Source organism: Thermogemmatispora onikobensis, from assembly GCF_001748285.1.
In the GTDB taxonomy this organism is placed as follows: domain Bacteria; phylum Chloroflexota; class Ktedonobacteria; order Ktedonobacterales; family Ktedonobacteraceae; genus Thermogemmatispora; species Thermogemmatispora onikobensis.
In genome coordinates this window covers 44,685-68,861 of the sequence record NZ_BDGT01000021.1, presented here as the reverse complement: position 1 = coordinate 68,861, position 24,177 = coordinate 44,685, and the positions used below count along the sequence as shown (strand labels likewise).

19 protein-coding genes and 1 tRNA gene are annotated in these 24,177 nt (G+C 61.0%); 7 read left to right on the top strand and 13 right to left on the bottom strand.

Annotated elements, in window-relative coordinates; translation table 11 throughout:
• Positions 1-80: 80 nt before the first annotated feature.
• The 5 genes from BGC09_RS11115 to BGC09_RS11095 are packed head-to-tail and all read right to left on the bottom strand — an operon-like array spanning position 81 to position 6,411.
• Positions 81-1,610 carry an NADH-quinone oxidoreductase subunit N gene (locus tag BGC09_RS11115; protein ID WP_069804070.1) on the bottom strand — a complete coding sequence of 510 codons (1,530 nt, stop codon included), beginning with the start codon at positions 1,608-1,610 and terminating at the stop codon, positions 81-83.
• A 16-nt stretch (positions 1,611-1,626) separates the two neighbouring features.
• A complete protein-coding gene (locus BGC09_RS11110) occupies positions 1,627-3,252 on the bottom strand; it encodes a complex I subunit 4 family protein (protein WP_069804069.1) in 1,626 nt (541 codons plus the stop codon).
• Positions 3,253-3,267: 15 nt separating this feature from the next.
• A complete protein-coding gene (gene nuoL, locus BGC09_RS11105) occupies positions 3,268-5,529 on the bottom strand; it encodes an NADH-quinone oxidoreductase subunit L (protein WP_069804068.1) in 2,262 nt (753 codons plus the stop codon).
• Between the two features lie 6 nt (positions 5,530-5,535).
• Positions 5,536-5,859 carry an NADH-quinone oxidoreductase subunit NuoK gene (nuoK, locus tag BGC09_RS11100; protein ID WP_069804088.1) on the bottom strand — a complete coding sequence of 108 codons (324 nt, stop codon included), beginning with the start codon at positions 5,857-5,859 and terminating at the stop codon, positions 5,536-5,538.
• 9 nt (positions 5,860-5,868) lie between these two features.
• Positions 5,869-6,411: an NADH-quinone oxidoreductase subunit J family protein gene (locus BGC09_RS11095; protein WP_176728904.1), complete on the bottom strand. Its 543-nt coding sequence runs from the start codon at positions 6,409-6,411 to the stop codon at positions 5,869-5,871.
• A gap of 622 nt (positions 6,412-7,033) precedes the next feature.
• Here BGC09_RS11095 and BGC09_RS11090 point away from each other — a divergent pair.
• Positions 7,034-9,055: an inactive serine/threonine-protein kinase VRK3 gene (locus BGC09_RS11090; protein WP_069804067.1), complete on the top strand. Its 2,022-nt coding sequence runs from the start codon at positions 7,034-7,036 to the stop codon at positions 9,053-9,055.
• A gap of 187 nt (positions 9,056-9,242) precedes the next feature.
• On the opposite strand, the gene BGC09_RS11085 is transcribed toward BGC09_RS11090, so the two are convergent.
• Positions 9,243-10,610 (bottom strand): calcium:cation antiporter, encoded by a 1,368-nt coding sequence (locus BGC09_RS11085; RefSeq protein WP_069804066.1) that lies wholly within the window; start codon positions 10,608-10,610, stop codon positions 9,243-9,245.
• 431 nt (positions 10,611-11,041) lie between these two features.
• Here BGC09_RS11085 and BGC09_RS11080 point away from each other — a divergent pair, with 431 nt between their 5' ends.
• The 3 genes from BGC09_RS11080 to BGC09_RS11070 all read left to right on the top strand — a co-directional run bounded on the left by BGC09_RS11080 (position 11,042) and on the right by BGC09_RS11070 (position 14,013).
• Positions 11,042-11,680: a GtrA family protein gene (locus BGC09_RS11080; RefSeq protein ID WP_069804065.1), complete on the top strand. Its 639-nt coding sequence runs from the start codon at positions 11,042-11,044 to the stop codon at positions 11,678-11,680.
• Positions 11,681-11,885: 205 nt separating this feature from the next.
• Positions 11,886-12,680, top strand: a complete 795-nt coding sequence (gene map, locus BGC09_RS11075; RefSeq protein ID WP_069804064.1) for a type I methionyl aminopeptidase — start codon at positions 11,886-11,888, stop codon at positions 12,678-12,680.
• A 145-nt stretch (positions 12,681-12,825) separates the two neighbouring features.
• Positions 12,826-14,013 (top strand): WD40/YVTN/BNR-like repeat-containing protein, encoded by a 1,188-nt coding sequence (locus tag BGC09_RS11070; RefSeq protein WP_069804063.1) that lies wholly within the window; start codon positions 12,826-12,828, stop codon positions 14,011-14,013.
• A 251-nt stretch (positions 14,014-14,264) separates the two neighbouring features.
• Here the strand turns inward: BGC09_RS11070 and BGC09_RS11065 are convergent, their stop codons facing one another.
• The 5 genes from BGC09_RS11065 to BGC09_RS11050 form a co-directional block, all read right to left on the bottom strand.
• Entirely contained in the window at positions 14,265-17,000 is a 2,736-nt protein-coding gene (locus BGC09_RS11065; protein ID WP_069804062.1) for a valine--tRNA ligase, read from the bottom strand.
• An 851-nt stretch (positions 17,001-17,851) separates the two neighbouring features.
• On the bottom strand, positions 17,852-18,559 hold the full coding sequence (gene pdo / locus BGC09_RS11060) for a protein disulfide oxidoreductase (RefSeq protein WP_069804061.1): 708 nt from the start codon (positions 18,557-18,559) through the stop codon (positions 17,852-17,854).
• Between the two features lie 96 nt (positions 18,560-18,655).
• Entirely contained in the window at positions 18,656-18,814 is a 159-nt protein-coding gene (locus tag BGC09_RS22870; protein WP_176728903.1) for a hypothetical protein, read from the bottom strand.
• Positions 18,801-20,240, bottom strand: coding sequence for an MBL fold metallo-hydrolase (locus BGC09_RS11055; RefSeq protein WP_069804060.1), 1,440 nt, complete (start codon positions 20,238-20,240; stop codon positions 18,801-18,803). Before BGC09_RS11055 ends, BGC09_RS22870 begins: the two co-directional genes overlap by 14 nt.
• 252 nt (positions 20,241-20,492) lie before the next feature.
• On the bottom strand, positions 20,493-20,846 hold the full coding sequence (locus BGC09_RS11050; protein ID WP_084658423.1) for a rhodanese-like domain-containing protein: 354 nt from the start codon (positions 20,844-20,846) through the stop codon (positions 20,493-20,495).
• Positions 20,847-21,015: 169 nt separating this feature from the next.
• Here BGC09_RS11050 and BGC09_RS11045 point away from each other — a divergent pair, with 169 nt between their 5' ends.
• From BGC09_RS11045 to BGC09_RS11035, 3 genes are all read left to right on the top strand, one after another.
• Positions 21,016-21,501, top strand: a complete 486-nt coding sequence (locus BGC09_RS11045; RefSeq protein WP_218104020.1) for an ArsR/SmtB family transcription factor — start codon at positions 21,016-21,018, stop codon at positions 21,499-21,501.
• A 242-nt stretch (positions 21,502-21,743) separates the two neighbouring features.
• Positions 21,744-22,154: a DUF302 domain-containing protein gene (locus BGC09_RS11040; protein ID WP_069804059.1), complete on the top strand. Its 411-nt coding sequence runs from the start codon at positions 21,744-21,746 to the stop codon at positions 22,152-22,154.
• A gap of 109 nt (positions 22,155-22,263) precedes the next feature.
• A complete protein-coding gene (locus BGC09_RS11035) occupies positions 22,264-23,157 on the top strand; it encodes a GntR family transcriptional regulator (protein ID WP_069804058.1) in 894 nt (297 codons plus the stop codon).
• Between the two features lie 118 nt (positions 23,158-23,275).
• Here BGC09_RS11035 and BGC09_RS11030 read toward each other — a convergent pair.
• Together BGC09_RS11030 and BGC09_RS11025 are read right to left on the bottom strand one after the other, a co-directional pair.
• Positions 23,276-23,347, bottom strand: a tRNA-Asn gene (locus tag BGC09_RS11030).
• Between the two features lie 205 nt (positions 23,348-23,552).
• Positions 23,553-24,167, bottom strand: coding sequence for a DUF2269 family protein (locus tag BGC09_RS11025; RefSeq protein WP_069804057.1), 615 nt, complete (start codon positions 24,165-24,167; stop codon positions 23,553-23,555).
• Positions 24,168-24,177: the final 10 nt, after the last annotated feature.

The window sequence follows — 24,177 nt, the reverse complement described above, 5'->3', positions numbered from 1 at the left end:
AACCGTCCTCCGCCGTCCTCGTCGGCGAAACCACTCGCCTGCCAGCCTGGCAAATGCACAGGCGAGGGCCACTAGTTGGGCTAGTGGCCCAGCGCCGTCAGCACGCCCTGCGCTGAAGCGAAGAGCATCGAAGCAGCTGGCAAGGCCCAATTCAGCACCACCTGCGCCACCACAATCAACACCAGCAAAGCCGCCGTCGCCAACACAATCGACGAACTCAAGCCCAGCGGCGTCGACAGGCGGTCCTCCTTGGGCGGAGCATCGAAGTACATCGCCTTCACAATGCGCCCATAGTAGACCAGCGACACCACGCTATTGAGCAAGGCGATAATCACCAGCCACTGCAGCCAGGGCTGATTCATCTCCACTCCCTGACCCCAGGCTGCACTGAACAGAAAGACCTTGCTCCAGAAGCCAGCTACTGGTGGAATCCCCGCCAGAGACAACAGGCAGAGCGCCGTTCCAAAACTCACCAGCGGCTCGCGCCGCGCCAGGCCGCGGAAATCCTCGATCCGCTCCCCGCCTGTTGCATTGGCCAGGGCAATAATCCCGGCAAAGGCCCCCAGATTCGTCAGCACATAGACCAGGATAAAGAAGAGCACAGCCGCATTACCCTCTGGGCGACCTGTTGCCAGGCTAGCGCAGAAGCCCACCAACAGATAGCCGGCCTGAGCAATGCTCGAATAGGCCATCATACGCTTCACATTGGACTGCACCGCTGCCACCACATTGCCCAAAGTCATCGTCAAAATGGCCATAATGGCCACCACCACCACCAGCTGAGGAAGATCGCGCAGATTCAGCCCGCCGTAGAAGAAAATGCGCAGCAAGCCAGCGAAGCCTGCCGCCTTCGAACCGACCGAGAAGAAAGCCGTCGCTGGCGTCGGCGCTCCCTCATAGATATCGGGCGCCCACATATGGAAGGGCACTGCCGAAATCTTAAAGCCGAAGCCCGCCAGGATCAGAATATCGGCCACAATCACCAACAGATTCCCATCCTGCAGGCCCTTGGCGAAGGTCCCGGCGATACTCAACAGATCCGTCGTTCCCGTCAGTCCGTAGAGCAGCGCCAGCCCGTAGAGCAGAATCGCCGACGACATTGCCCCCAACAGCACATACTTCACCGCCGCCTCAGCCGAGCGCTGATCCGTACGCAGCAACCCGGCCATCACATACAGCGGGAAACTCGTCAGCTCCAGCGAGATATACAGAGAAATCAGCTCGCCGGTGCTAGCCATCAACATCATGCCGGTCGTCGAAAAGAGCAGCAGCGTATAGAACTCGCCCGCGCCCCGCACATACTTCGAAACGTACGAGTACGAAGACAGGATCATCACCGCTGCGATCAACAGAAAGACCACCTTAAAGAACAAGGCGTAGTTATCGACCACCAGCATATTAAAGAAAGCATGGCGGGCCGTGCCGGTATTTGTCAGAATAAGAGAGATCGTCAAGAAAGCTGGCACCAGCAGGCCCACCAGAGCCACCGCTGCCGTCACCGCGCGGCGCTTCACGAACAAGTCGACTGCCATCACCACCAGCGCCAACAGCGTCAGGCTCAGCTCCGGAGAGAGCAAGTAGAGATCAGCAACCTTAAAACCCGTAGCCATAGCACGCGCCTCCTACCTAGCGGCCCAGCGCCGTTGTAGCCACCGGCAGCAGATGATGCAGTGCCGGCACAATCACATCCAGCAAGAACCCCGGGTAGACCCCGACCAGCACAATGAAGGCCGCCAGCGTCACCAGCGGGATCGCCTCGCGCCAGGAAGCATCGGGCAGCCAATTCCAGCGCAGATTGAAAGGACCGAACAAGACCCGCTTCAGCATCCACAGCAGATAAGCCGCCGTCAGAATCATCGTAAAGACCGCGATCGCCGTTGGCACGGGCCAGATGCGGTAGCTACTTGTAAAGACCATATACTCCGCCACGAAGCCTGCCAGGCCCGGCAAACCGAGCGAAGCCAGACCGGCGAACGTAAAGAGCGTCGCCCACAGCGGCATCCGCTTTGCCACCCCGCCGAAGATCTCAATCTCGCGCGTATGGGCCCGATCGTAGATCACACCCACGCAGAAGAAGAGCAGGCTGGTAATCAACCCGTGGCTAATCATCTGCACGGTCGCGCCCATCAAAGCCGCCGTCCCAAAGTGCGCCACATCGGGATTGCTCGTGTGAATCGCCATTGCCGCCGCTGCCACGCCCAGCAGAATCACCCCCATATGGCTTACACTGGAGTAAGCCACCAGGCGCTTCATATCCTTCTGCACCAGGCAGATCGCCGCCCCGTACAGAATATTGATCACCGCCAGCACCACCAACAGCGGCGCAAACTGCTGCAGCCCATCCGGGAAGAGGCCCAGGCAGATGCGGATCAGCCCATAGGCGCCCATCTTCAGCAGCACGCCCGCCAGAATCACACTCACCTCAGTGGGTGCATCCGTATGGGCATCCGGCAGCCAGGTATGCAGGGGGAACATCGGGATCTTGACCGCGAAGGCCACAAAAACCAGCAAGAAAGCCAGCAACTGGGACCCCATCGTCACCCCGAGCAGTGGGAGCGTCACCCCGGTACTGGCTGGCAGCAGATGCTGCATCAGCACCGGCAGACTGGCTGTATTCTGGCCGGCCTGGAAATAGACCAGCAAGATTCCAGCCAGCATAAAGATACTGCCGAAGAAGGTATACAACAAGAACTTCCAGGCCGAATAAATGCGGCCCGGCATCCCATGCTTCTCCGTCTCGCTACCCCAGATCCCGATCAGCAAGAACATCGGCGCCAGCTCCACTTCCCAGAACAGGAAGAAGAGCAACAAATCCAGAGCCATAAAGACCCCCATCACTCCCGCCTCCAGCAGCAGCAAGAGGGCCATATACTCCTTCACCCGTGGCTTCTCCCAGCCACCGATCACCGCCAGCACGGTCAACAAAGCATTCAAGATCACCAGCGGCAGGCTCAAGCCATCCACGCCCAGATAATAATCGATGCGGAAGGGCACCGAGCCGAGCTGGAACTGAATCCAGGGAAGCTGAACCACATCGATCGAAGCCGGATCGGCCTTCGGGTCCGTCACCGACCCGAAATGGTAGCCGGTAGCCACAGCGATTCGCAGGAAGATCCAGAGCGAGAGGACCAGCGTCGCCGCGCTAAAGGCCAATGCCACCCAGCGTGAGAGGCGGGCCGGCGTTGCCATCGCCAGCACCCCGCCGAGCGTCGGCAGCAAGAGAATCCAGGTGAGATCGTAGGTAAAGATCACAGCGCTCCCTCCCCTCTATCTGAGCGTAGCCAGCACAAAGACAACCACGGCAAAAACCGCGATCCCACCGAAGAAGACCGTCATATACGCCTGCACCTTGCCGGTCTCCGCGCGCCGCAGCCCGCTCCCCAGCTCCATAACCAGGCTGGCCACCCCATTCACAACGCCATCCACCACAAAGCGATCGAAGGCCGCCGCCACATGGCAGAGGCCCAGCACCACATAGCGCACGATCCAGTCATAGAGCGTATCCACATAATAGCGGTGCAGCAGCAAGCGATGCAAGAAACGCAGAACCGCATTCGCCTCCACCACCTTATGCACGCGCTCCCAACCGACCGCGCAATAGAGCACATAGGCCCAGGCGATACCCAACAGCGAAAGAGCCACGCCCAGCCAGGTCAGGCCATCGCTAAAGATCTTGCCCAGATCCAGCAGCGGCGCATGCGGGTCCAGATACTGGAAGAAGCCTACCCAGTAACCGGCGAAAATCGAGAAGATGGCCAGAATCACCAGCGGCAGCGTCATCGTCACTGGCGACTCATGCGGCGTTCCCTCACCCCGATAGGGGCCGCCCCAGATTCCACCGAGCGAGCCGCCCTTACCGCCAAAGGCCAGGAAGAAAGCGCGGAACATATAGAAGGCCGTCAGCCCGGCAGTCACCAGCGTAATCGCCCACAGCCCATACTCGCCGTGCTCGAAGGCCAGCGAAATCAGCGTCTCCTTGCTATAGAAACCGGACAAGAAGGGGAAGCCGGAGATCGACAGACCAGCGATCAGCCAGGTAGCGGCGGTGATCGGCATAAAGCGGGCCAGGCCGCCCATCAAGCGCATATCCTGGACCTCGCGATGCATGGCGTGATGGAGCGCATGCAGCACGCTACCGGCGCCCAGGAAGAGCAGAGCCTTAAAGAAAGCGTGCGTAAACAGATGGAACATACCGGCGCCCGGACCGATCTCCGTGCCGGCCACCCCGAGGCCCACGAACATATAGCCGAGCTGGCTGATCGTCGAGAAAGCCAGCACTCGCTTAAAGTCCGTCTGCGTCAGGCCGATGGTCGCCGCGAAGATCGCCGTAATCCCGCCGATCCAGGCCACCACCCCGAAAGCCTGCGGGCCCGCAGCGGAGAAGAGCGCGAACGTGCGCGCCACCATATAGACACCGGCGGCCACCATCGTCGCCGCATGGATCAAGGCGCTCACAGGTGTCGGACCTTCCATAGCCGACGGCAGCCAGGTATGTAGCGGTACCTGAGCCGATTTCCCGATGGCGCCGCAGAAGACCAGGATCATCGCCAGGGTCAGCAGGGCCTGATTACCGGCGAAAGCCTGGGCCACCCCGTGGGGACCGTTACCGGCCAGCGTCGCGAAATCGAAAGTGCCCGTCGTCGCGAACAGGATCATAATGCCGAGAATAAAGCCCACATCACCGATGCGGTTCATGACGAAGGCTTGCAGTGCAGCGCTGGCGGGAGCGGGGCGCTCCTCAGCGGGCTTAGCCCGCTTATTAATCCAGAAACCGATCAGCAAGTAAGAACTCAGGCCGACCAGCTCCCAACCGACGAAAATCACCAGGAAATTCGCCGCGAAGACGATGGTCAGCATCGAGAAAGCGAAGAGGGACAGGTAAGCGAAGAAGCGGGCGTAGCCGGCGGATTGCGCCATATAGCCCTGTGAATAGAACTGCACCAGCAGCGAGACGGTTGTCACCACCACCGTCATCGCCAGGGCCAGATTATCCAGATGGAAAGCGATCGTATAGGGTTGGAAAGCGGCATCGCTGCCCCAGGTATAGGAGAAGAGCGTGATCCCGCCCTCGGGCAGGCGAGGAGTACCGGGGAGCAGGCCGAGCGAAGCGAAGAGTAGCAACCAGGAATAGAGGCAGGCGAAGAGCATCAAAAGGATACCCACATAGCCACTCAACTTCGCCCAGGGAGTCAAATAGGGCACCGTCGGATCATCATCGTAGGGGTCGCCGTGGTGTCCGGCCTCCTCCCCATGTCCTGCGTGCGCCGCCTCTCCGGCATGCCCATGCCCTGCCGACTGAGCGGCGTGTTGCTGCTGCTCACCGTGGCTGCTGGAACCGCCGGAGCCGCGCGCCGTCTCCCAGGCAGCGAAAGCCGGGTCCGCCTCGCGCAGGTAGGCCGCGTAGTCCTGCGCCGTCTGCCCATGATGGCGGCTCCACAGATCGGCCATGCGCGTCCCAAAGACGATCACCGCGAACGACGCCAGCGGAGCGGCCAGAATGAGCCAGGCGTACTCATACAGACCGTACATAGCAAATCACCACTTCAGCATATCGATTTCGCCAACATCCACCGTCTGGCGCTTGCGATAGATGGCGATAATCATCGCCAGTGCGAGCGCCGCCTCCGCCGCAGCGACAGTAATGATGAAGATGGCGAAGATCTGTCCTGTCAACAGATTCGCATAGGGCTTGACGTGGTTAAAGAAAGAGAAGGCGATCAGCGTGATATTGACCGCATTGAGCATAATCTCAATGCTCATCAGAATAGCGACCGCGTTGCGCTTAGTGAGCGCGCCGTAGAGGCCGATGCAGAAAAGGACCGCGCCAAGCACCACAAAATGTGTCAGAGTCAGGCCCATCATAGCAACTTACTCCTCCTCGCGGCTAATCACGATCGCGCCCACGATGGCCACCAGCAGCACCACCGTTGCGATTTCGAACGGCAGCACATAGCTATAGCAAGAGGGGCTATAGAGGAGCTGGCCGATCGCGATCACATTATTTGAGGGGAGCGAGCAGACCGTTCCCTGAAGCAACGGGGCGGCGGGAGCTGACTGAGCGAACTGACTAACTGTTGCTGCGAAGATGATCCCCAGGCCGACGAGGGTGGAGACCACCAGCGCCACGGCCATCGCCAGAGGGCGAGCGTTGGGATTGGTCACCCGCTGCCCGGCGATGCGGGTCAGCATCAGCGCGAACAGGATCAAGATCGTCACCGCGCCGGCGTAGATGAGGATCTGCACAATTGCAATGAACTCGGCATTGAGCAGGAGGAAGATGCCAGAAGCCATTGCAAAGACCACCACCAGCGCCAGCGCGCTATGCACGATATTTCGCTGGCCCACGACGACCAGCGCCGCAGCAACCAGCACAACGGCGATGATCCAAAAGATCAGGCTGGCTAAATCCATAAAAAAAATGTCCTCCATCGAGCGGGCACTGAGAGCACCGTCAGTCGGGCAAGCCTTGTCCTCGCTGACCAGGTCTGCCAGCAGGCCGGCCAGAACGCAGGAGAGAGGGGCAAAGCGGAGACAGCACGATGCTCGACGCGAAGGCATCAATCAGGTCAAGGGCAGGTTCGTCTGAATACGAGCCAGTGTCCTCTCTATCGCCCTGCATACTCCCCTCCCTCCCATTGTAGCAGGGTAGACCGGCGTTGAAGCGGTGGATCTATCTGCCCTGTTCTTGTCTCGTTTCTTGCGTGCGCGCGTATGTGCGACGTGAGCAACTCCTCGCTGTTTCCCGTCAGATTCTAACAAAAGCCTGACGAGGTGACAAGGGCAGAAACCTTCCTGGTTCTGGCTCAGGCTGGCCAGGCCAGGAGCGGGCCGGGGTGTTCCACACCGGGCTATCCTAAAACCAGAAGGGGGTGGAGAAGCAGCGGATGAGTGCGTTCTGTACTCTCCAATGAATTCTGATGGAGATGGGGCCAATTCAGCTACGCACCGCCCATTCGCTATGCTATAATCTTTTGGTGGTCATTTCTCTCGCAAGAAAGAATCTGCGCAATAACACACGGCAAGGCACCTGTCCATGAGCATGACACAGACGACCAGCAGGCGGGATTCTCCCGAAACGCAGCGCTGTCCCCAGTGTAACGCTGTTGTGCCGCCCTACGCGGCTTTCTGTGGCGCCTGCGGGAGGCGCATCGAGGGAGCTGCCTCACCCCGCCCAGCGGAGGCCGAGGCCGAGTTTCGCCAACGCTATCGTATTACCTCGCTGGTGCGCCGCCGTCCCTACATCAGCCTATTCTTGGCTACCGATGCCAGTACGCAGCAGACGGTGATCATCAGCGATGTCGATATCAATACGCTGGATGCCGAGGCCCGCCAGCGCGCGGCGCAGCTTGTCAGGCGCGAGTACGACCTGCTGCGTCGTCATGCCATCCCTCATCTGACGCCTATTCTGCGTCAAGAATACGATCAGGGCCATATCTACGTCATTGCCGGCAATCCCTTCGCTCAGAGTGAGGCGCAGGAGGCCGGTCGCAACGGGGCCACCGTTCAGGCTCAGGCTGAGGGAAAGCAGACCAGCGCTGATGAGAGTGGGCGCCTCTACACGCTGGAGAGCGTTCTGCAGAGCGGGATCGGGCTGCCTGATGAACAGGTGGCTGTCCAATGGATTCAAGAGCTGTGCGAGACAGTGGATCGCCTCCACGGCCATCAGATTGTGATTGGAGAGCTGGACCCCCAGGCCCTGGTCATGGGCAGCCTGGATTACCGCGGTCATCCGGCCCTTCTGCTCTGCTGGCTCCCGCTCTATATCCGTACCCTGCTGCCGGTCTTGACTGGGGCTATGCGTCCCTTCAAGCCAGGCCCTTTCACAGCTCCCGAGGTCCAGCAAGGTAAGGTCGAAGCCCGCTCCGATGTCTACAGCCTGGGGGCCTTGCTCTATCTGTTGCTGACTGGAACGCCGCCCTCTGCTCCGGCGCCTCACTTGCGCTCGCCGCGTGAACTGAATCCGCGCGTGAAGCCGGAAATTGAGGCCGTAGTCATGCGGGCCCTCTCCTTTGAGCGCTCCGAGCGCTTCCAGAGTGCGGCCTCCCTGGCCGAGTCCCTGGCCAATCCGTACATCAGCACACAAATAGCGCGCTATCCGCGTCCGGCTACGACTGCTTCTCTTGCTGGAGAGCAGGCTGCCGGCCACGAGAGACAGGATGGAGCTGGCGAGCGCGGTAGAAAGCGCACTGGGCGATCAGCCAGTCGCACAGGCCCAATTGCTGGTGGTGGCCAGGGGCAGCAAGGGCCTGCGGTGGGTGTGACTGCTGCCGCTAGTGAAGCTGAGGGAAGGGATGGACAGGCGGCGTCTGCGGCGACCAGGGAGCAGGTCCGGCCAGAGGAGCCGGCTCCGCAGGAAGACGTCGCCGCCCTGCCTACCTATATCCTGGCCCGTCGTCGCTCCGAGTTAGAGGAAATTGGCGAGCTGGCCCGGCGTATGACGCAGCAGCTGCAGAAGCGCATTACGGGCCTCTTGCCGGCTCTGCAGGGGAAACTCCTGCCTTCTGGCAAGTCGAGCAGCACCGCCCTCGTGAAGGCCAGCCCCACAGAGGGCCTGCAGGAGCGCTCGCTGCTGCGTCAGATTCAGCGCTTCATCATTGGCGAGCAGCAGCGTGGTACCGCTGCCGCTGCCATTATCGAAACGCCCCTGCGCCTGCAGCCTGGCCAGCGCTTCGCCATACGAGTACGACTGATGGGGAGGGACCGCGCCCTGCCTCCACCCGGCTCGCGAGCTGGCAGCCGACCGGTGGGCTTAAGCGCCCTCACACATGGAGAGCGCGTGTATATCGAGGTCCGTTCAGCCATCTACCAGCGCTACGCTTTCGTCGTCCAGCGGGCGGCCATCACGGTGCCGGCCAGCGGCTACATGGCCGAAGTGACTATACCCATGCCGCCGCCGCTGAAGGGGCGTGGAGGACGTCGTGAGCGTCTGCACATCGTCTTTACCGACGAGCACCGACGTCCGCTCTACGAAAAACCCTTTGCCATTGAAGTCCTGGTGTCGCCGCTGGTACGTCCTGGTCAGGAGGGCCTCCAGGCCCTTCCTATTCCCTACTAAACTCAACACATAGACTGCGCGCAGGCAGTGCCGCCGTCGCTCACCGGCCCAACCTGGGTGCATCGTCATTCTGCAGAGGAAGGGCTGGCACCGGGCAGCGAGGAGGAGCGCCGTTGCTCCTCGCCTCCTTGCCTTTCCTGGCTGACCGGTGAAAGCTGTCTGATTGCCCCCAGCTGCCGAGTGGGCTTCAGGCGCCGAAGAGAAAGACGGTGCCGCCCATGATAGCGTAGAGCAAGATCAAGAGCAGTCCTTCCAGCCAGACCAGCTCACCATCGTGTGTAATCTCGCTGAACAAGAAAGCTCCCAGAGCCAAAACTGCAATCTCCACGATGCTAAAGACCAGGTCCAGACGCTGAGGGGCCAGCAGGCTGCCCAGCACCAAAATCGGCGCCACCAGGAGCGCGATCTGGATGGACGAGCCAGCGGAGGCGGCCAGCACCATGCCCATCCGCTTATCCAGTGCCATATTGATGGTGTTGAAATACTCCGGCAGCCCACCAATCAGAGGGAGGAAGACCAGGCCGACGAAGGCTGGATTCCAGCCAAGCAGCTCTGTGAATGGCTCGATCGAGGCAACCAGGATGTCCGAGACGATAGCCACCCCGGCAGTGGCGGCGGCCAACAAGAGCAATGCCAGCCAGAGATTAGGCTTTTTCTCGCCGGCGGCCTCTGAAGGAGGGGCCGACTGCTGCCTGGCTGTCCCGCGCGTGGCCTCCCTCTGTTCACTGGGCGCGTCCCCGGTTCCGGTTGCCGGTGTTGGAGACGGTGATCCAGCGGCAGCCGCAGGAGTCGCTTCTGCCCGCTCCGCGGAGACCATCGCCTGAAGGGTGCGGTCCAGCTCGCGCAGTACGCCGCTCTTGTTCGGCAGATTGCTATGGGCCAGATGCTGGCGATAGCTGAGGAGGCGCAGGAGAGCTGCCTCAGAGCGCGCCCCAAGCACTGGCTCAAAGCTCTCTCCGCTCTCCTCCACTCCCTCCGCAGGATGGTCGCGAAAGCGAAAGACGCTGAAGAGGATCGAGGCCAGGTAGCCGAGGAGCAGCAGGACGGCAATAAAGTCGGAGAGCTGGATGCCGCGCTCAACAATATGGCTCTGACCGGCGCGCGAAGCCAGCAGCTCGGCAACCGCTGGCAACAGCAGGCCGGCGATACAGAGCGCGAGCAGTGAAGCGTACTGGCTGGCCGGGCGCGTCTCAAAGCGCAGCCGCCCATGCTTAAGGCAGCCCACCATCGTGGCTACGCCGAGGACCAGCAGAATATTGCCCAGAATAGAGCCGATGATCGAGGCGCGCACCACATCGACCAGCCCTTCACTCAGCGCAAAGAGGCCAATAATCAGCTCGGTCACATTCCCAAAGGTCGCGAACAGTAAACCCCCAATGCGCTCGCCCGTATGCTCAGCCACGGCCTCGACAGCCCGCCCGATCAGTGCCGCCAGCGGGAGAATGCCCAACGCGGCGCATCCAAAGCGTAGCAGTGGAGGAATCTCCACGTGCAGCCACTCCAGGGCCACTGCCAGAACCGCGAAGAGCAAGAGACTGTAGAACCAACGCGACATAAGCGTTCCTTCCATTCAGCTCACTGGGACCGCTCGCCGTGGATGGATCGAGTAAGAGCCAGAGCAAGCGGCCCCAGTCTGCCAGTAGTTAAGCGTATTCTCTCCACCCCTGTCTACCGTAATCCTGCGGAAGGTGCCAGATTGCTGCTCATCATTAGAAGCGGCACCTATGCTGAAAAAGAGAACCTCAACGGCTAAGCCCAGGCCAGCGAGTCGGGCCAGCCCACTCTGTCTGTCTGTCTGGCTGGCTTGCTGGCTGGCTGATTAGCTGACTGACTAGCTGACTGGCTACCCTGAATGAAAGCCGGGGTGACCAGGACCAGCCTGGTACTAACATCCCTGGATGGAAACGGGGCTGTTACTTTGTCGATCTCTCACTCGCTTGTGCCAATGTAACAATTTTGATTGGCCATTGTAGGCACGGAGAACGCATGAAGAATACTATCACGCAAGATCGTCAGGACGACCTACTGGATTTGATTGCTCTGGTTGAACACAGCACGCAGCCACAGCCGGCAGTCGCGGCCAGTGGGACCGGGGCCGGCTCTTCTCAAGGCTCGGCTCCCGGCTTGCCGAGCTATCAGCCAACCTCGCTGGCTCTGGTGAATCGCTTCCTCTCCCTCGTTGATGACCTCACTGGCGGCAAGGCTGGCTGGTTTCAGCGGCTCTTCACTTACCTTTTCATTGGTGGTGCAGCTGCTGTCGTCAATATGATCGTTTTCTATATTATGTTCTATCGCATGGCTATACCGGTTAATAGTACGCTGCACAATGCCATTGCTAACGTCACTGCCGCTGAAATCTCAATTATTGCCAATTTCATGGCCAACGATTACTTTACCTTCCGCCATCTTCCAGGCCATCAGCGCTCGTGGTGGCAGCGCTGCCTGCGCTTTCACCTCACGGCTGCTGTTGGCAGCCTGTTGAATTTCTGTATTGAGCTGAGCCTGACCAACCTGGCGCATGTGCCAGCGCTCCTGTCGCAGGCCATCGCGATTTTCCTGGTTCTGATCTACAATTTCTCCTTTCATCACATCTTTACCTACAGAGGAGTGAGTGCGGCCCATTGAGGTCAGGAACGGGCCTGTTCTGTTGATCCAGGGCCAGGGCTGAGGCGGACAAGAAAATGCTGGGAAGCGGTGGCGAGGGCGGAGTAAGAGCCAAATGCGGTCTGAGCAGACAGGCCATCGGTTGCTTTGTCAGGCAAGATCGCTGTCTGCCTGGCTGGCAACTGATCGAGGCTGAACCGGACTGAGCTGAGAGTGAGCACGAGCCATGAGCAGCAAGGGAGTGACCTATCGCCTGAAGTCGCGCGCTGAGATTGAGGCTATGCGAGCGGCGGGAGAGATCGTCTGGCGGGCCCATCAGGTAGCGGCCTCGCTGGTCAAGCCGGGGGTGAGCACTGCTGAGATCGACGAGGCTGTCGAGGCATTTCTGGCTGAGCAAGGAGCGGCCCCGCTCTTCAAGGGGGCTCCCGGGCCGGTTCCCTATCCGGCAACCACCTGTATCTCCCTCAATGAGCAAATCGTCCACGGTATTCCAGGCAAACGCCGTCTCCAGGAGGGAGACATTGTCAGCATCGATATCGGCTGTCGCCTTGATGGTTGGTGTGGAGACGCCGCGGTGACGCATGCAGTGGGTCAGATCGATGCAGGCGCCAGGCGTCTGCTCCAGGTAACTGAGAGTGCCCTCCATCTGGCTATTGAGCTCTTGGGGCAGAAGTCGCGCTGGTCTGAAGTCGCGCGTGCAATGGAGCAGACCATTCGTCAGGCCGGCTTTACCGTATTTGAGCAATTAATCGGGCATGGCATCGGACGAGAGATGTGGGAGCCGCCGCAGGTGCCCAATTTCCACCATCGGGCGATGGATTTTCCCCTCCGGCCCGGCCTAGTCATCGCCGTTGAGCCGATGGTAGGCATGGGCAGCAAGCAGATCCGTATCCTGCCCGACCACTGGACCATTGTCACGGCTGACGGCTCGCTCAGTGCTCATTTCGAGCATACCATTGCCCTGACAGAAGATGGTCCCCAAGTCCTGACGACCGGGAGTGGTGGTCTCATCTGGGGCTGACTGCACTGATTGCTGATCCAGGTTGCCTTATCTCTCTTCTTTTCTTCATCGTGAAAGCAAGCACTACCTTACAAAAGCAGTTCAGTTCATGGGCTACGGACCCGTCGCCTGTTGGCGAGCAAGCGCAACAAGGAAGGTCTGTCCTATGAGGGAAGCAGCAGGATATGGCGATGTCAGGCGGCAGCGGCAGGTTGCTCCAACGTGGCTGGCGCTGGCGACCCTCTTTCTCCTGGCCCTTGGCAGCGGCTGTCTTCCCCCCGGGGGGCCCCCACCCTCGCCGACCTCGCCTGCGCTCAGCGCGGCGGCGCAGCAGATGCAGGCGCTGCTGATGTGCGACGAGCGGCATGGCTGGGCCTCAACCCAGCGCTCTGTCCTGCGCACCACAAATGGCGGAGTGCACTGGCAGGATGTCACGCCTCAGCCCGAGGCTGGCACAGCGCCGCAGGAGCCTGTCGAGCGTATTGTCGCTGCCTATCTGGATGCTCAAACTGCCTGGGTAGCTCTGATTTTCCAGGATGGGGCGACGACTCCCATCTACCATACCAGCGATGGGGGCCAGAGCTGGCAGCGCACAGATGTGCCAGCTCCAGGGATCGGGGTTGTGCAACTGACCTTTATCGATGCCCTCCACGGCTGGCTGCTGGTCAATCTGGGGATTGCCACCAATGCCGAGGCTGTAGCTATCTGGCGCACCAGCGATGGCGGCAACCATTGGCAGCGCATCATGCAGGTCTCCGCGGCCCAGGCACGCGCGGCTCAGAGCCTGACAACCCTCCCCTACAGCGGCAGCAAGTCCGGGCTGGCCTTTATCAATACCACCACCGGCTGGGCCACCGGCAGTGAGCCGGGCCTCAAGCGGGCCTGGCTCTATGTAACGCACGATGGGGGTCAGAGCTGGCAGCCTCAGTCTCTACCGCTGCCTACTGGAAGCGAGAAGGCCCAAATCGCTACCCTGCCGCCGCGTTTCTTCTCTGGTCGTGATGGCCTCTTGCCCGTCAATATCTATGCTGCTGGTAAGGCGAGCCTCTATTTCTACATCACCCACGACGGTGGCAAAACCTGGCGCTATGGGGTTGCACTGCCGGCTTCCGTCATCGCCTGGTCCTTTGTCTCGGCCAATGTCGGCTATGCGACCGACCGCACAACCCTCTATGTGACCCACGATGGGGGACAACACTGGAGCCAGCAGCTACCCGCCAGCCCCTTCAGCGACGTCATTCAACTGGATTTCCTGACGGCCACTACCGGCTGGGCTTTGTGTCTGGCACCCCCGGCCAAAACCCATATTCTGAGGACGAGCGACGGCGGCCAAAGCTGGCAGCAGCTCAAGTAAGACCGGATTAGATTGGCCTCTCCTTTCTGGAAGAGAGAAAAAACAGCTAGCTTCTCTCCTTGTCGGTGGCGTGTCTGGAAAAGGAGCGGCCCATCGCCTGCTGCGATGGGCCGCTCCTTGCCTGTGCGCGCGAAAAAGGAGGAACATGGGAGTACCTGTCTGCTCTCCCTCTCTGGCTGAGCGGAGCAGGCTGGCTCAGATGGCTCGACCTGAGCCAGCCTGGTTTCTGCCCCGCTGGCAAGCGCTAGCGTTTAGCTGCTCAGAGCTGCGCGACGCTCACGCAGCTTGGCCAGTCGCTCCTCTTGCTCGCTGAGGCGCTCACGCTCGCGCTCCACCACCTCGGGCTTGGCCCGCTTGACGAACTCCTCGTTGGCCAGCCGCGCCTGGAAGCGGGCAATCTCCTGCTCCGTACGGGCGATCTCCTTATCAAGGCGCGCCAGCTCCTTCTCCACGTCGAACATCCCAGCCAGCGGCAGGTAGATCTCCACCGGTCCAGCCAGCAGGCCCATTGCCCCTTGTGGCTTTGGCTCCAGACGCTCATAGAAGCGCGGCGTCTCTGTGCGTGCCAGAAACTCAATCAAGGGCGCCTGCTCGCTGAGGAGGGCGAGCTTCGGGCCAGCGGCCAGCAGCACCTGAATGCGGCGGGCCGGCTCCACGCCGAGCTGATTGCGCGCGTCGCGGATGCGCGTGATCAGCTCCTGCAAGAGGGCGAAGTCCTCCTCGGCCTCCTCGTCTTTGGCGGCTGGCACAGCCTGCGGCCAGGGGGCCACGATCAGGGCCGGGGCCGGCCAGCGCTCTGGCTCCGGCTCGCTGAAGCGGTAGAGATGCTGCCACACCTCCTCTGTCACAAAGGGCATGAAGGGGTGGAGAAGGCGCAGCGAGGTATCGAGCACCGCGCGCAGAATCGCCGCCGTCGTCTTGCGGGCCTCGGCGTCGCCCTGGAGCTGCACCTTGGCGATCTCCAGATACCAGTCGCAGTATTCGGTCCAGAAGAACTCATGGATACGGCGACCGGCTTCGCCAAACTGGAACTCCTCAATCAATTGTGTCACATCGCTGATCAGCTGCGAGATGCGGCTCACGATCCAGCGATCGGCCAGGGTGCGGGGGCGGAGGGCCTCCAGGGGAGGCACGCCGTCCTCAATCTCGGCGGTCGCTGTCAAGACAAAGCGCGAGGCGTTCCAGATCTTATTGGCGAAATTGCGGTTGCCCACGATGCGCTCGGGCACCAGCTTCATATCGTTGCCGGGCGTACTGCTGGTGGCCAGAGTGAAGCGCAGGGCGTCGGTGCCGTACTGATCCATCACCTCGATTGGATCGGCGACGTTGTTCTTCGACTTGCTCATCTTCTCGCCCTTGGCGTCGCGCACCAGGCCGTGCAGGTAGATGACGCGGAAGGGGATCGTCCCCATGAAATGGATGCCGGCCATCACCATGCGCGCCACCCAGAAGAAGATGATGTCGTAGCCCGTCTCCATCACCGAGGTTGGATAGTAGCGACGGAGGTCCGGCGTATCGTCGGGCCAGCCGAGCGTACTGAACGGCCACAGCCAGGACGAGAACCAGGTATCGAGCACATCCTCATCCTGATGCAGGCGTTCACTCTCGCAATGGGGACAGCGCGTCACATCCTCGCGACTGGCGATCGTCTCGCCGCAGTCATCGCAGTACCAGACTGGAATGCGATGGCCCCACCAGAGCTGGCGCGAGATCGTCCAGTCGTGGATGTTCTCCAGCCAATCACAGTAGATTTTCGTAAAGCGCTCAGGCAGGATGCGAATCTGGCCATACTTGACCGCGTTCAGCGCCGGCGTGGCCAGCGGCTTCATGTGCACGAACCACTGCTTCGAGACCAGCGGCTCAATCACCGTATTGCAGCGCTGGCAGTGGCCCAGAGGGACCGTGTAATCCTCGATCTTGACGATCAGACCCTCCTGCTGGAGCTGCTCGACCAGCTTCTTGCGCGCCTCAAAGCGATCCAAACCGGCGTAGGGACCGGCCTCGGGGGTCATCTTGCCATCGAAGCCGATGACCTGCACACGCGGCAGGCCGTGGCGCTGGCCGATCTCGAAATCGGTTGGATCGTGGAAGGGCGTCACCTTGACCGCGCCGGTGCCGAAGCCCATTTCCACAGCCTCATCGGCGATGATGGGAATCTCGCGCCCAATGACCGGCAGAATGGCGGTGCGCCCCACCAAAGCGCGATAGCGCTCGTCACGCGGGTTGACCGCCACCGCCGTATCGCCGAGGATCGTCTCCGGGCGTGTGGTGGCCACACTGATATACTCGGTTGTCTCAGCGTTGCTCCCGGCCTCGGGCTTGAGCGGATAGCGCACGTAGGTCAGCTTGCCAGGGGTATCCTCGTGCTCCACCTCCAGATCAGAGATGGCGCTCATGCAGCGCGGGCACCAGTTAATGATGCGCTCGCCGCGGTAGATCAGGCCCTCTTCGTAGAGGCGCACAAAAACCTCACGCACGGCGCGCGAGAGGCCCTCGTCCAGGGTAAAGCGCTGACGTGACCAATCGCAGGAGACGCCGAGGCGGCGGTGCTGGTTCTGGATGCGCTTCTTATATTGGCCAACCCACTGCCAGACCCGTTCGAGGAAGGCGGCGCGACCCAGACGATGACGATCGGTTCCCTCCTTAGCCAGTTCGCGCTCCACCACGGCCTGCGTGGCAATGCCAGCGTGATCCTCGCCCGGCACCCACAGCGTTTCATCGCCACGCATCCGATGGTAGCGAATCATAATATCCTCGATGGTAGCGGTGAGGGCATGCCCCACATGCAGCACGCCAGTCACGTTCGGGGGCGGCATGCTGATCACAAAGGGGGGCCGCTGTGGATTCGGGCGCGGCTTAAAGTAGCCTCCTTCCTCCCAGAAGCGATACCATTTTCCCTCGACCGCCTGCGGCTCATAGGCTTTGGGTAGGGCCGCAAGCAACTGCTTTTTCTCTTCGATAGTGCTTATCTTCTCCTGCTCAATCATATTCCCTCCTGCGGTAGTGGGTGAACTCCACTCTCACCGCCTGGCTGGACTGCCCTGGCTGCTATGATGAACGGCTGCAACGATGATGATGATAGCGATGATGGCTCAAAGCGTACTCAGGTCAGACGCGGCCAGGCCACTTTTTGTCAGCTCAGACCGCGGCACTGAGAGCGGGTGGGGCCTGGCTGCCTGTGGACTAACCAGGGAGCCCACTATCCCAAGGCGGGGAGTTGGGCGGATCACTCTTCTAACAGAAAACCCTTCCCGCCATCAAGGACGAGAAGGGTTCATACTCGTGGTACCACCTTGCTTCAGTCAATCGCTCTGCGCCCTGCGCTCAGGCTTACACTCGGGTTGCTCTGCCGGCCAGTAAAGGCCGCGATCTTGAGCAATGATGCTGCTCTCCTCCCCTGATGGCAGGAGGCGATTGACCCTCATTTGTGCGCTAACGGGCACACCGCAGCAGCTCGCGCGTCCCTTTCAGTATCCTCATCCCGATCGTCCCCCTCTGCGCTTGCTCTCTCCCTTGCTCAGCTCTGCCGGGACCGCGACAAGCTCCCTTGCTCAGACTCCCAGGCGACCTTCAGCGTCTGCCATCCGGGGAAGACTTGCAGCCGGTGATCTTCCCTCTCTGTCGGGGCCAGAGCGCCTACTCCTCCTGTTCAACGTCTGTGTCACTCTCTAGAGCGCGTAGCATGCGCCTTTGTTCGGATTGTCTTTAGTGTAGCAGATCGCGTAGCCAATGTCAAGCCGAGAGCAGGCGATCGGACAAAGCTCGCTCTCGCCTTCCTCGCTCTGGCTGGCCCTTTCGGCGGACCTGCTGCTCTGCCTCTGCTCCTGGCGACCTCAGCTCATCGTTGGGACTGAGACGCCTGAGAAGACTGGGCTGCCTCGGGAGCGAAGGTCTGCATGATCTGCTGCATCAGCCGCGTCTCGGGCACCGCTCCCAGAATCTCTAGCTGGTCGTTAATCACTGTCTTAGGCACTCCCTGGACGCGGTAGCGCTGTGCCAGATCGACGAATTCGGAAATCTCGACGACATCCGCCGTTACGCGCTCGCTGGCCATGGCCAGCGCATGGGCCAACAGCGCCATCCGTGGGCAGTAAGGGCAGGTTGGTGTGACAAACACCTGAATATGCAGATCTTGCTGCAGCGACTGTAATTGTTGCTGCGTCTGTGGACTAAGCGCTGTTTCGCCGCGCGACAGCCTGCGGATATCCTCGATCAGCGTGCTGAACTCGTAACCAGCTGGAATACCGAAGAAGCGCAGGCGTCCCCTGGCCTTGCCCTCCAGGAGAAAGGCCGGAATGCGCTCTATCTGGCGCTGCCTGGCCTCGGCCTCATCGCGATAAAAATCCTTCACCTGAAGATGGATCTTCTCCGAGAGGCTGGCCACCTCTTCCAGAAGCTCGCGGGTCTCTTTGCAGAACTGGCATTCATGGCCCGGGATGAGCAGCGGCGACTCGCGCTGCGTGAAGTAGGTAATCGTCACCTCACCATCCAGCTCTTTGAAAAGCTCGCGAATCTTTTCCTGATCGCTTGCTTCAATCAAAGCCATCGTTTCACCTTCTTTCAATTGATAACGCTGTACATTATTCTTTTTTCGCTATTGCGCGTCGCCGACGGCCCAGGGGTCCAGGAAAGGCTCATCCTATCAGGGAGAAGCCCACCACATTCTACCGCGCCCAGCGGCGCCATGCATGCACAACCGTATACCCGGGAAAGCCCAGGGCAGAGGGAGCCGGCAATTGGCCAGCTCCCGCTCTGCCAGCGCCAGGACCTGCGAGATCGCCTGAGCTTCACGGATGAGCATGCGTCGCCAGATCCTCTGCCGACGGCAGAGCGGCTTCCTCTGCCGGCTCGCTCTCCAGCGGTAGACCACGGGCCTGCCAATCGGGCACACCCCCATCGACAGCCACCACCTCGCGTCCTGTGGCCGCCAGCATGCTGGCTGCGATCGAGGCGCGGTGGCCGGAGTGGCAGACGACCGCCAGAGGCGTATGGCGCGGCAGGCTCTCCAGATGCTGGGGGAGGTCGCCGATGTGCACGTGGAGCGCGCCCGGAATATGGCCTTGCTGCCACTCATCATCGCGGCGCACATCCAGCACGGTCAGCGAGGGCTGGCTCTTCCAGCGTCGGTAGAGCGTATCAATATCGATCTGTTCGAAGCTGCTTGTAGGCAGAGCGGCAGCCTTCCAGGCCGCGATGCCGCCAGCCAGGTAGCCTTGAGCCTGTTCGTAACCAATGCGGATCAGCTGCACCACCGCCTCACGTCGACCCTCCTCATCCTCGATCAGCAGCAACAGCGGCGTATTGAAGGGCAGCAGCCAGCCGACGTACGTGGCGAAGGAGCTATCTAGCTCGATATTCAAGGAGCCAGGTATATATTCACGAGCGAACTCTGTGCGGGAGCGACCGTCGATCAGTGGCAGGCCCTGCTGCAGCCAGCGCTGCACCTCCTGTGGCGAGCGCGGCGGCAGCTCCGGCAACCCGCCCAGGATGCGCGGACCCTTCTGATTGATATCGTGCATGTAGCGGTAATAGTGCGGGTAGGCGGTGTAGCTGGCAAGCTGGCGGCGCACAAATTCGGCTTCGTCGCGCGCCTGGACCACAGGATTAGCCAGACGCTCCTGGCCGATAGTAGTGCTGCGCCTGGCGCCGACAGCGCTCGCCACGCAGAAGGAGCCAGCGCCGTGGGTCGGGTAAACCAGCACGCTGTCAGGCAAGGTCTGCAAGAGACGCAGCAGCGAGTGGTATTGCTGGCGCGTCAAGGTCAGGGTCAGCTCGGGACCGAGCAGGTCGGTGCGGCCTGCGCTGCCGACGAGCATGCTGCCACCACTGAAGAGCGCATAGGGCTGACTGCTCTCCGGCTGATACACCAGGTAGCTCGTGTGCTCAGGGGTGTGGCCCGGGGTCGCCAGGGCCTGGAAAGTCAGCTCGCCCACGCGGAAGCGCTCGCCGTCGCGCACGGGCTGGTGAGGATACAGCAGGTGGGCATCAGCACTGGCGACAATGGTGGCGCCAGTGCGAGCTGCCAGCTCGCGCCCACCAGTGACGTAGTCGTTGTGAATGTGCGTCTCCAGAATGTGGGTAATGCGCACCTGCGAGCGCGCTGCGGCTTCCAGGTAGACGTCGACGTCGCGACGGGGGTCAACCACCGCCGCCTGGCCGCTGCGCCCGTCGCTGACAACGTAGGATTGATGCCCCAGACCTTCAATGAAGAACTGTTCGATTTGCATGGTTCTCACCTCACAGCCACCCGCCTGCTGCCAGCCTCGGGGGGGTGGCGCTCGCCCAAGGCTGGGCCGCTCGTTCGCTCGTTCTTCAACCACGGGAGCGGCTGACCTCTATTAGTATATCATCTTGACTCGTTATGTCGACATAACCACAGAGGAGTTGAAAAAATGGAGTGTGCTGATGCCCCCGTCTCTGAAGGGGGAGCAGTAGCTGACCTGGCACGGCGCCCCCTGGTAGGCCCATCTGTGGACCCACTATTCGACGGGCAGCCCATGCAGGCGCCAGCTCGTGATCCCGCCTTTGATGTTGACGACGTGCGAGAGACCCAGGCGTTGAAGCAGCCTGGCTGCCTGGGCGCTGCGGTGACCGCTCAGACAGATCAACAGCACCTCGCGATCGCGCGGTACCTCGTTGACGCGGGCGGCCAGTTGTCCGAGGGGAATATTGACAGCGCGCGGCGCGTGGCCGCTGCGATATTCCCACGGTTCGCGCACATCGATCAAAACCGTCTCACCATCCGTGCGAGCCAGGCGCTCCCAGGCTTCGCGGACATCGATCGTCGACACGCTCTGCGCTTCTTCGGAGCGTCGTAGGAATCGTTCAAACATTGGCCTTGCTCTCCCTTTCACTCACTTTGAGGAGAGGCGGCCTGTCTTTCGCGGCCCCACTCTCCTTGACTTTCCTCACTAATTATATTACTATATAGTCATGAAGTCAAGTGGTTGGCGATGGATTTTCACCCGTTGACCAGTACTCACAGTGAGAAAGGAGAGCATCTTGACAAAGGAGAGACAGCAGCCGGTTCAAGAAGGGGAGGAACGACAGCCGTTGGAGACCGAGAGCGCAGCGCGCTGGAAGCAGATCAGCAGCGAAGGGGGGGTTCCAGATCCGCTGCTTGAGCTTATTGCGGCGCGCTTCCGTCTCTTGGGAGAGCCATTGCGTCTCAAGCTCCTGGCGGCCCTCACGGGGGGTGAGCGCAGTGTTGGCGAGCTGGTTGCTCTGACGGGGGCCAGCCAGCCGAATGTCTCGAAACATCTGGCGGCCCTCATGCAGGGGGGGCTCGTCAAGCGGCGCAAGGTTGGCACCAGCATTTACTATGCCCTGGCCGACCCTAGCGTCCTGACCCTCTGTGACATTGTCTGCGCTGGCGTCCAGGAGCGTTTTACGGCGCTGGCTCAAACGCTCCAGCTTGGGTCAGTGCTGGCCCCGGAGGAGCAGCCACTAGAGGGGAGCGAGGCCGTCCGCCCGGGCTTCCGTCAGTAGCGCCGAGCGCTCTCAGCCAGCCCGGTCCGCCGTTGCCAGGCGGCTGGCTCTTGGGCCTTCTCCTCTCGCCTGCTGCCTGCTCCTCGCTTCCGTTCGCTGGCCCGCTGCCTGCGGGCGTGCATGGGAGAGCAGAAAAACACCCATCTGGTGGCTGTGTCGACAGCGGTCGGTCTTAGCAGACCGGCAAATGTGGCAATTGCTGCTGCGAGAACAGTGCAAACAGAGAAGGAGGGAGAAAACCAATGGCAACCTACGGTTTTGGCACGACGCTGTCTCTACCCTATGAGCAGGCTATTGAGCGTGTCAAGGAGGCTCTCAAGGCGGAAGGCTTTGGGGTCCTGACTGAAATTGATGTGCGGCGCACGCTGCGCGACAGGCTCGGGCTGGAGACGTCTCCCTACGTTATTCTGGGGGCCTGCAATCCTCACCTGGCTCATCAGGCTCTGGAGATCGAGCCGGAGATCGGTCTCCTCCTGCCCTGCAACGTCGTCGTGCGTGCTGTTGCTGACGGCAGTCGGGTCGAGATTGCCGATCCCCAGGCTATGCTGGCGGTGAGCGGCAACCCGCAGCTCGTACAAATTGCGCAGGGGGCGAGTAAGCGTCTACAGCGTACCATCGCTGCACTTGCTCCACTCAGTGCTCCTTCCGCATAATGGCTTGTCGCACGTGCTCTGATATCCTATAATGAGGGGAGTGTTCCGCAGTGAGCATATCGTCATAACCATTGCCACGGAAGCGAACTGGGCCAGGCTGAGGAGAAGTATGCCAACACCACAGCAATTGATGCCGGGGCCGACGCCGCTTTATCACCAGCTCAAGCAGATTCTGCGTGGCGGGATTGAGCGCGGCGTTTATCGTCCTGGTGATCGCCTACCGACCGAGCAGGAGCTGATGCAAACGTACGGAGTCAGCCGCATTACCGTGCGACAGGCCCTCAACGAATTGGAAGACGAGGGCCTGGTCGTGCGGCGTCATGGGAAAGGTACCTATGTAGCCGAGCAGCGCGTCGAGCAGAGCCTTGTCCGTCTGACCGATTTTGTCGAGGACATGGAGCTAGCTGGCCTTGAGCCATCCTCGCGTGTTCTGGCCTTCCAGCGCGAGGCGGCCAGCCGGGCGGTGGCCAGCGCCTTGGGCCTGCGCGAGGGCGAGGAGGTGATGCGCCTCGATCGTCTGCGCCTGGCCAATGGCCGGCCTATGGCTTTCGATGTGACCTGGCTGCCGATGCGCTTCGGCGTGCTCTTGCCCGAGGAGGAGCTAGACCGCGAGACGATCTATCACCTGCTAGAGTCGCGCTACGGCATCCCTATTGAGGCAGGTACCTTTGAGATCACGGCAGCCAATGCGACGCCCGAGCAGGCCCACCTGCTAGAGGTGCCAGTGGGAGCCGCACTATTACTGATCCGCCGCCTCTCTTGCACAGGAGGGAATGCCCCTATTTACATCCAGGAGCGCTACTATCGGCCCGACCGTGTCAGCTATCGGCTCTGCCTGCAGCGGCGCGGGGGAGCAGGAGGTCGCCCACCGACTATCAGCGAGCTGCGCCCGATTTTCGCCGAGACCGTTAGCCCGTCGACCGAGGCTGAAGAAGACAGCCGGGCCACAGGCTCGGTCGAGCGCGGCGAGGCTCAGCACCTCGCTGAGCCTGCAGAGGGGTAAGCAGCTCGCTTCGGGAGGGAGGAAGGGAGGCGATGGTCCCCAAAAAAACACGCAGGCCATCGCCTGCAAAAAGAAGAGCCACAGAAGTCAGCGCTTCTGTGGCTCTCTTCTTACAAGGCTCCTCGAGCAGGATTCGAACCTGCAACCCACCGGTTAACAGCCGGTTGCTCTACCGTTGAGCTATCGAGGAATGTGCCTCTCACAACGGCTTGCGACATTATTATAACGCGGGTGGCTCAATTAGTCAACACCCTTTTTTTGGGAGCGAGAGAACCTGGCCAGAGCTGCCTGAGCCTGCTGGCTGGTGTCAGCGTGGCGGCAGCCTCCTGAGCAAGATCTGCCCTATGAGCGTGGTTACGTAGACAACCAAAGGGCTGGCTGGCAGATCTCCTACCTCAGCGCTGGTTGGCGGTCTGTGAAGCCGGAAGCGGTCCCTGATCCTGGGGAGTCATGGCTGGGTCGTTTCTCCCCTGGCGGATCACCAGACCCGAGATGATCGCGCCGATGACGAAGGCCGCGGCAACTGTCAGGAGCGAGCCGAGCCAACCTGGCTTTATGACCATCAGGAAGAGGATGCCGATGGCCAGGATCGAGTTTGTGATCGTCGTAGTCCAGGGTAGCGGATGCGTCAGGATCTGGCGCAGCTCTGGGCTAACCGGTCCTGCTCCGGAGCCTGCCAGCAGAGCGCCGAGGCGGTGCCCATGAGTGCTATTGATGTGAGCGGTCGCCAGGCCAGCGAGCAGAAAGAGAACCAGCGAGACATCGAGCCAGGCGTGGCTCCAGCCCCAGGACCCCAACAACAAGGCCAGGCCAGCGAAAAAGATGAGCAAGGACGCCAGCGGCATAAATCTCCCTAGGGGCCGGAGCATGCTGCTCCAGAGACGGACAGCCTCTACGCTCTGGGCCTGGCGTGCTCTCAGCATGCCAATCAACTGCACGGCTATCCCCATGAAGAAGCCGAGGGTGCCCAGAATATGCAAGAAGAGTACGAGATGGTACCAGTCGATCATGTGGATGTCT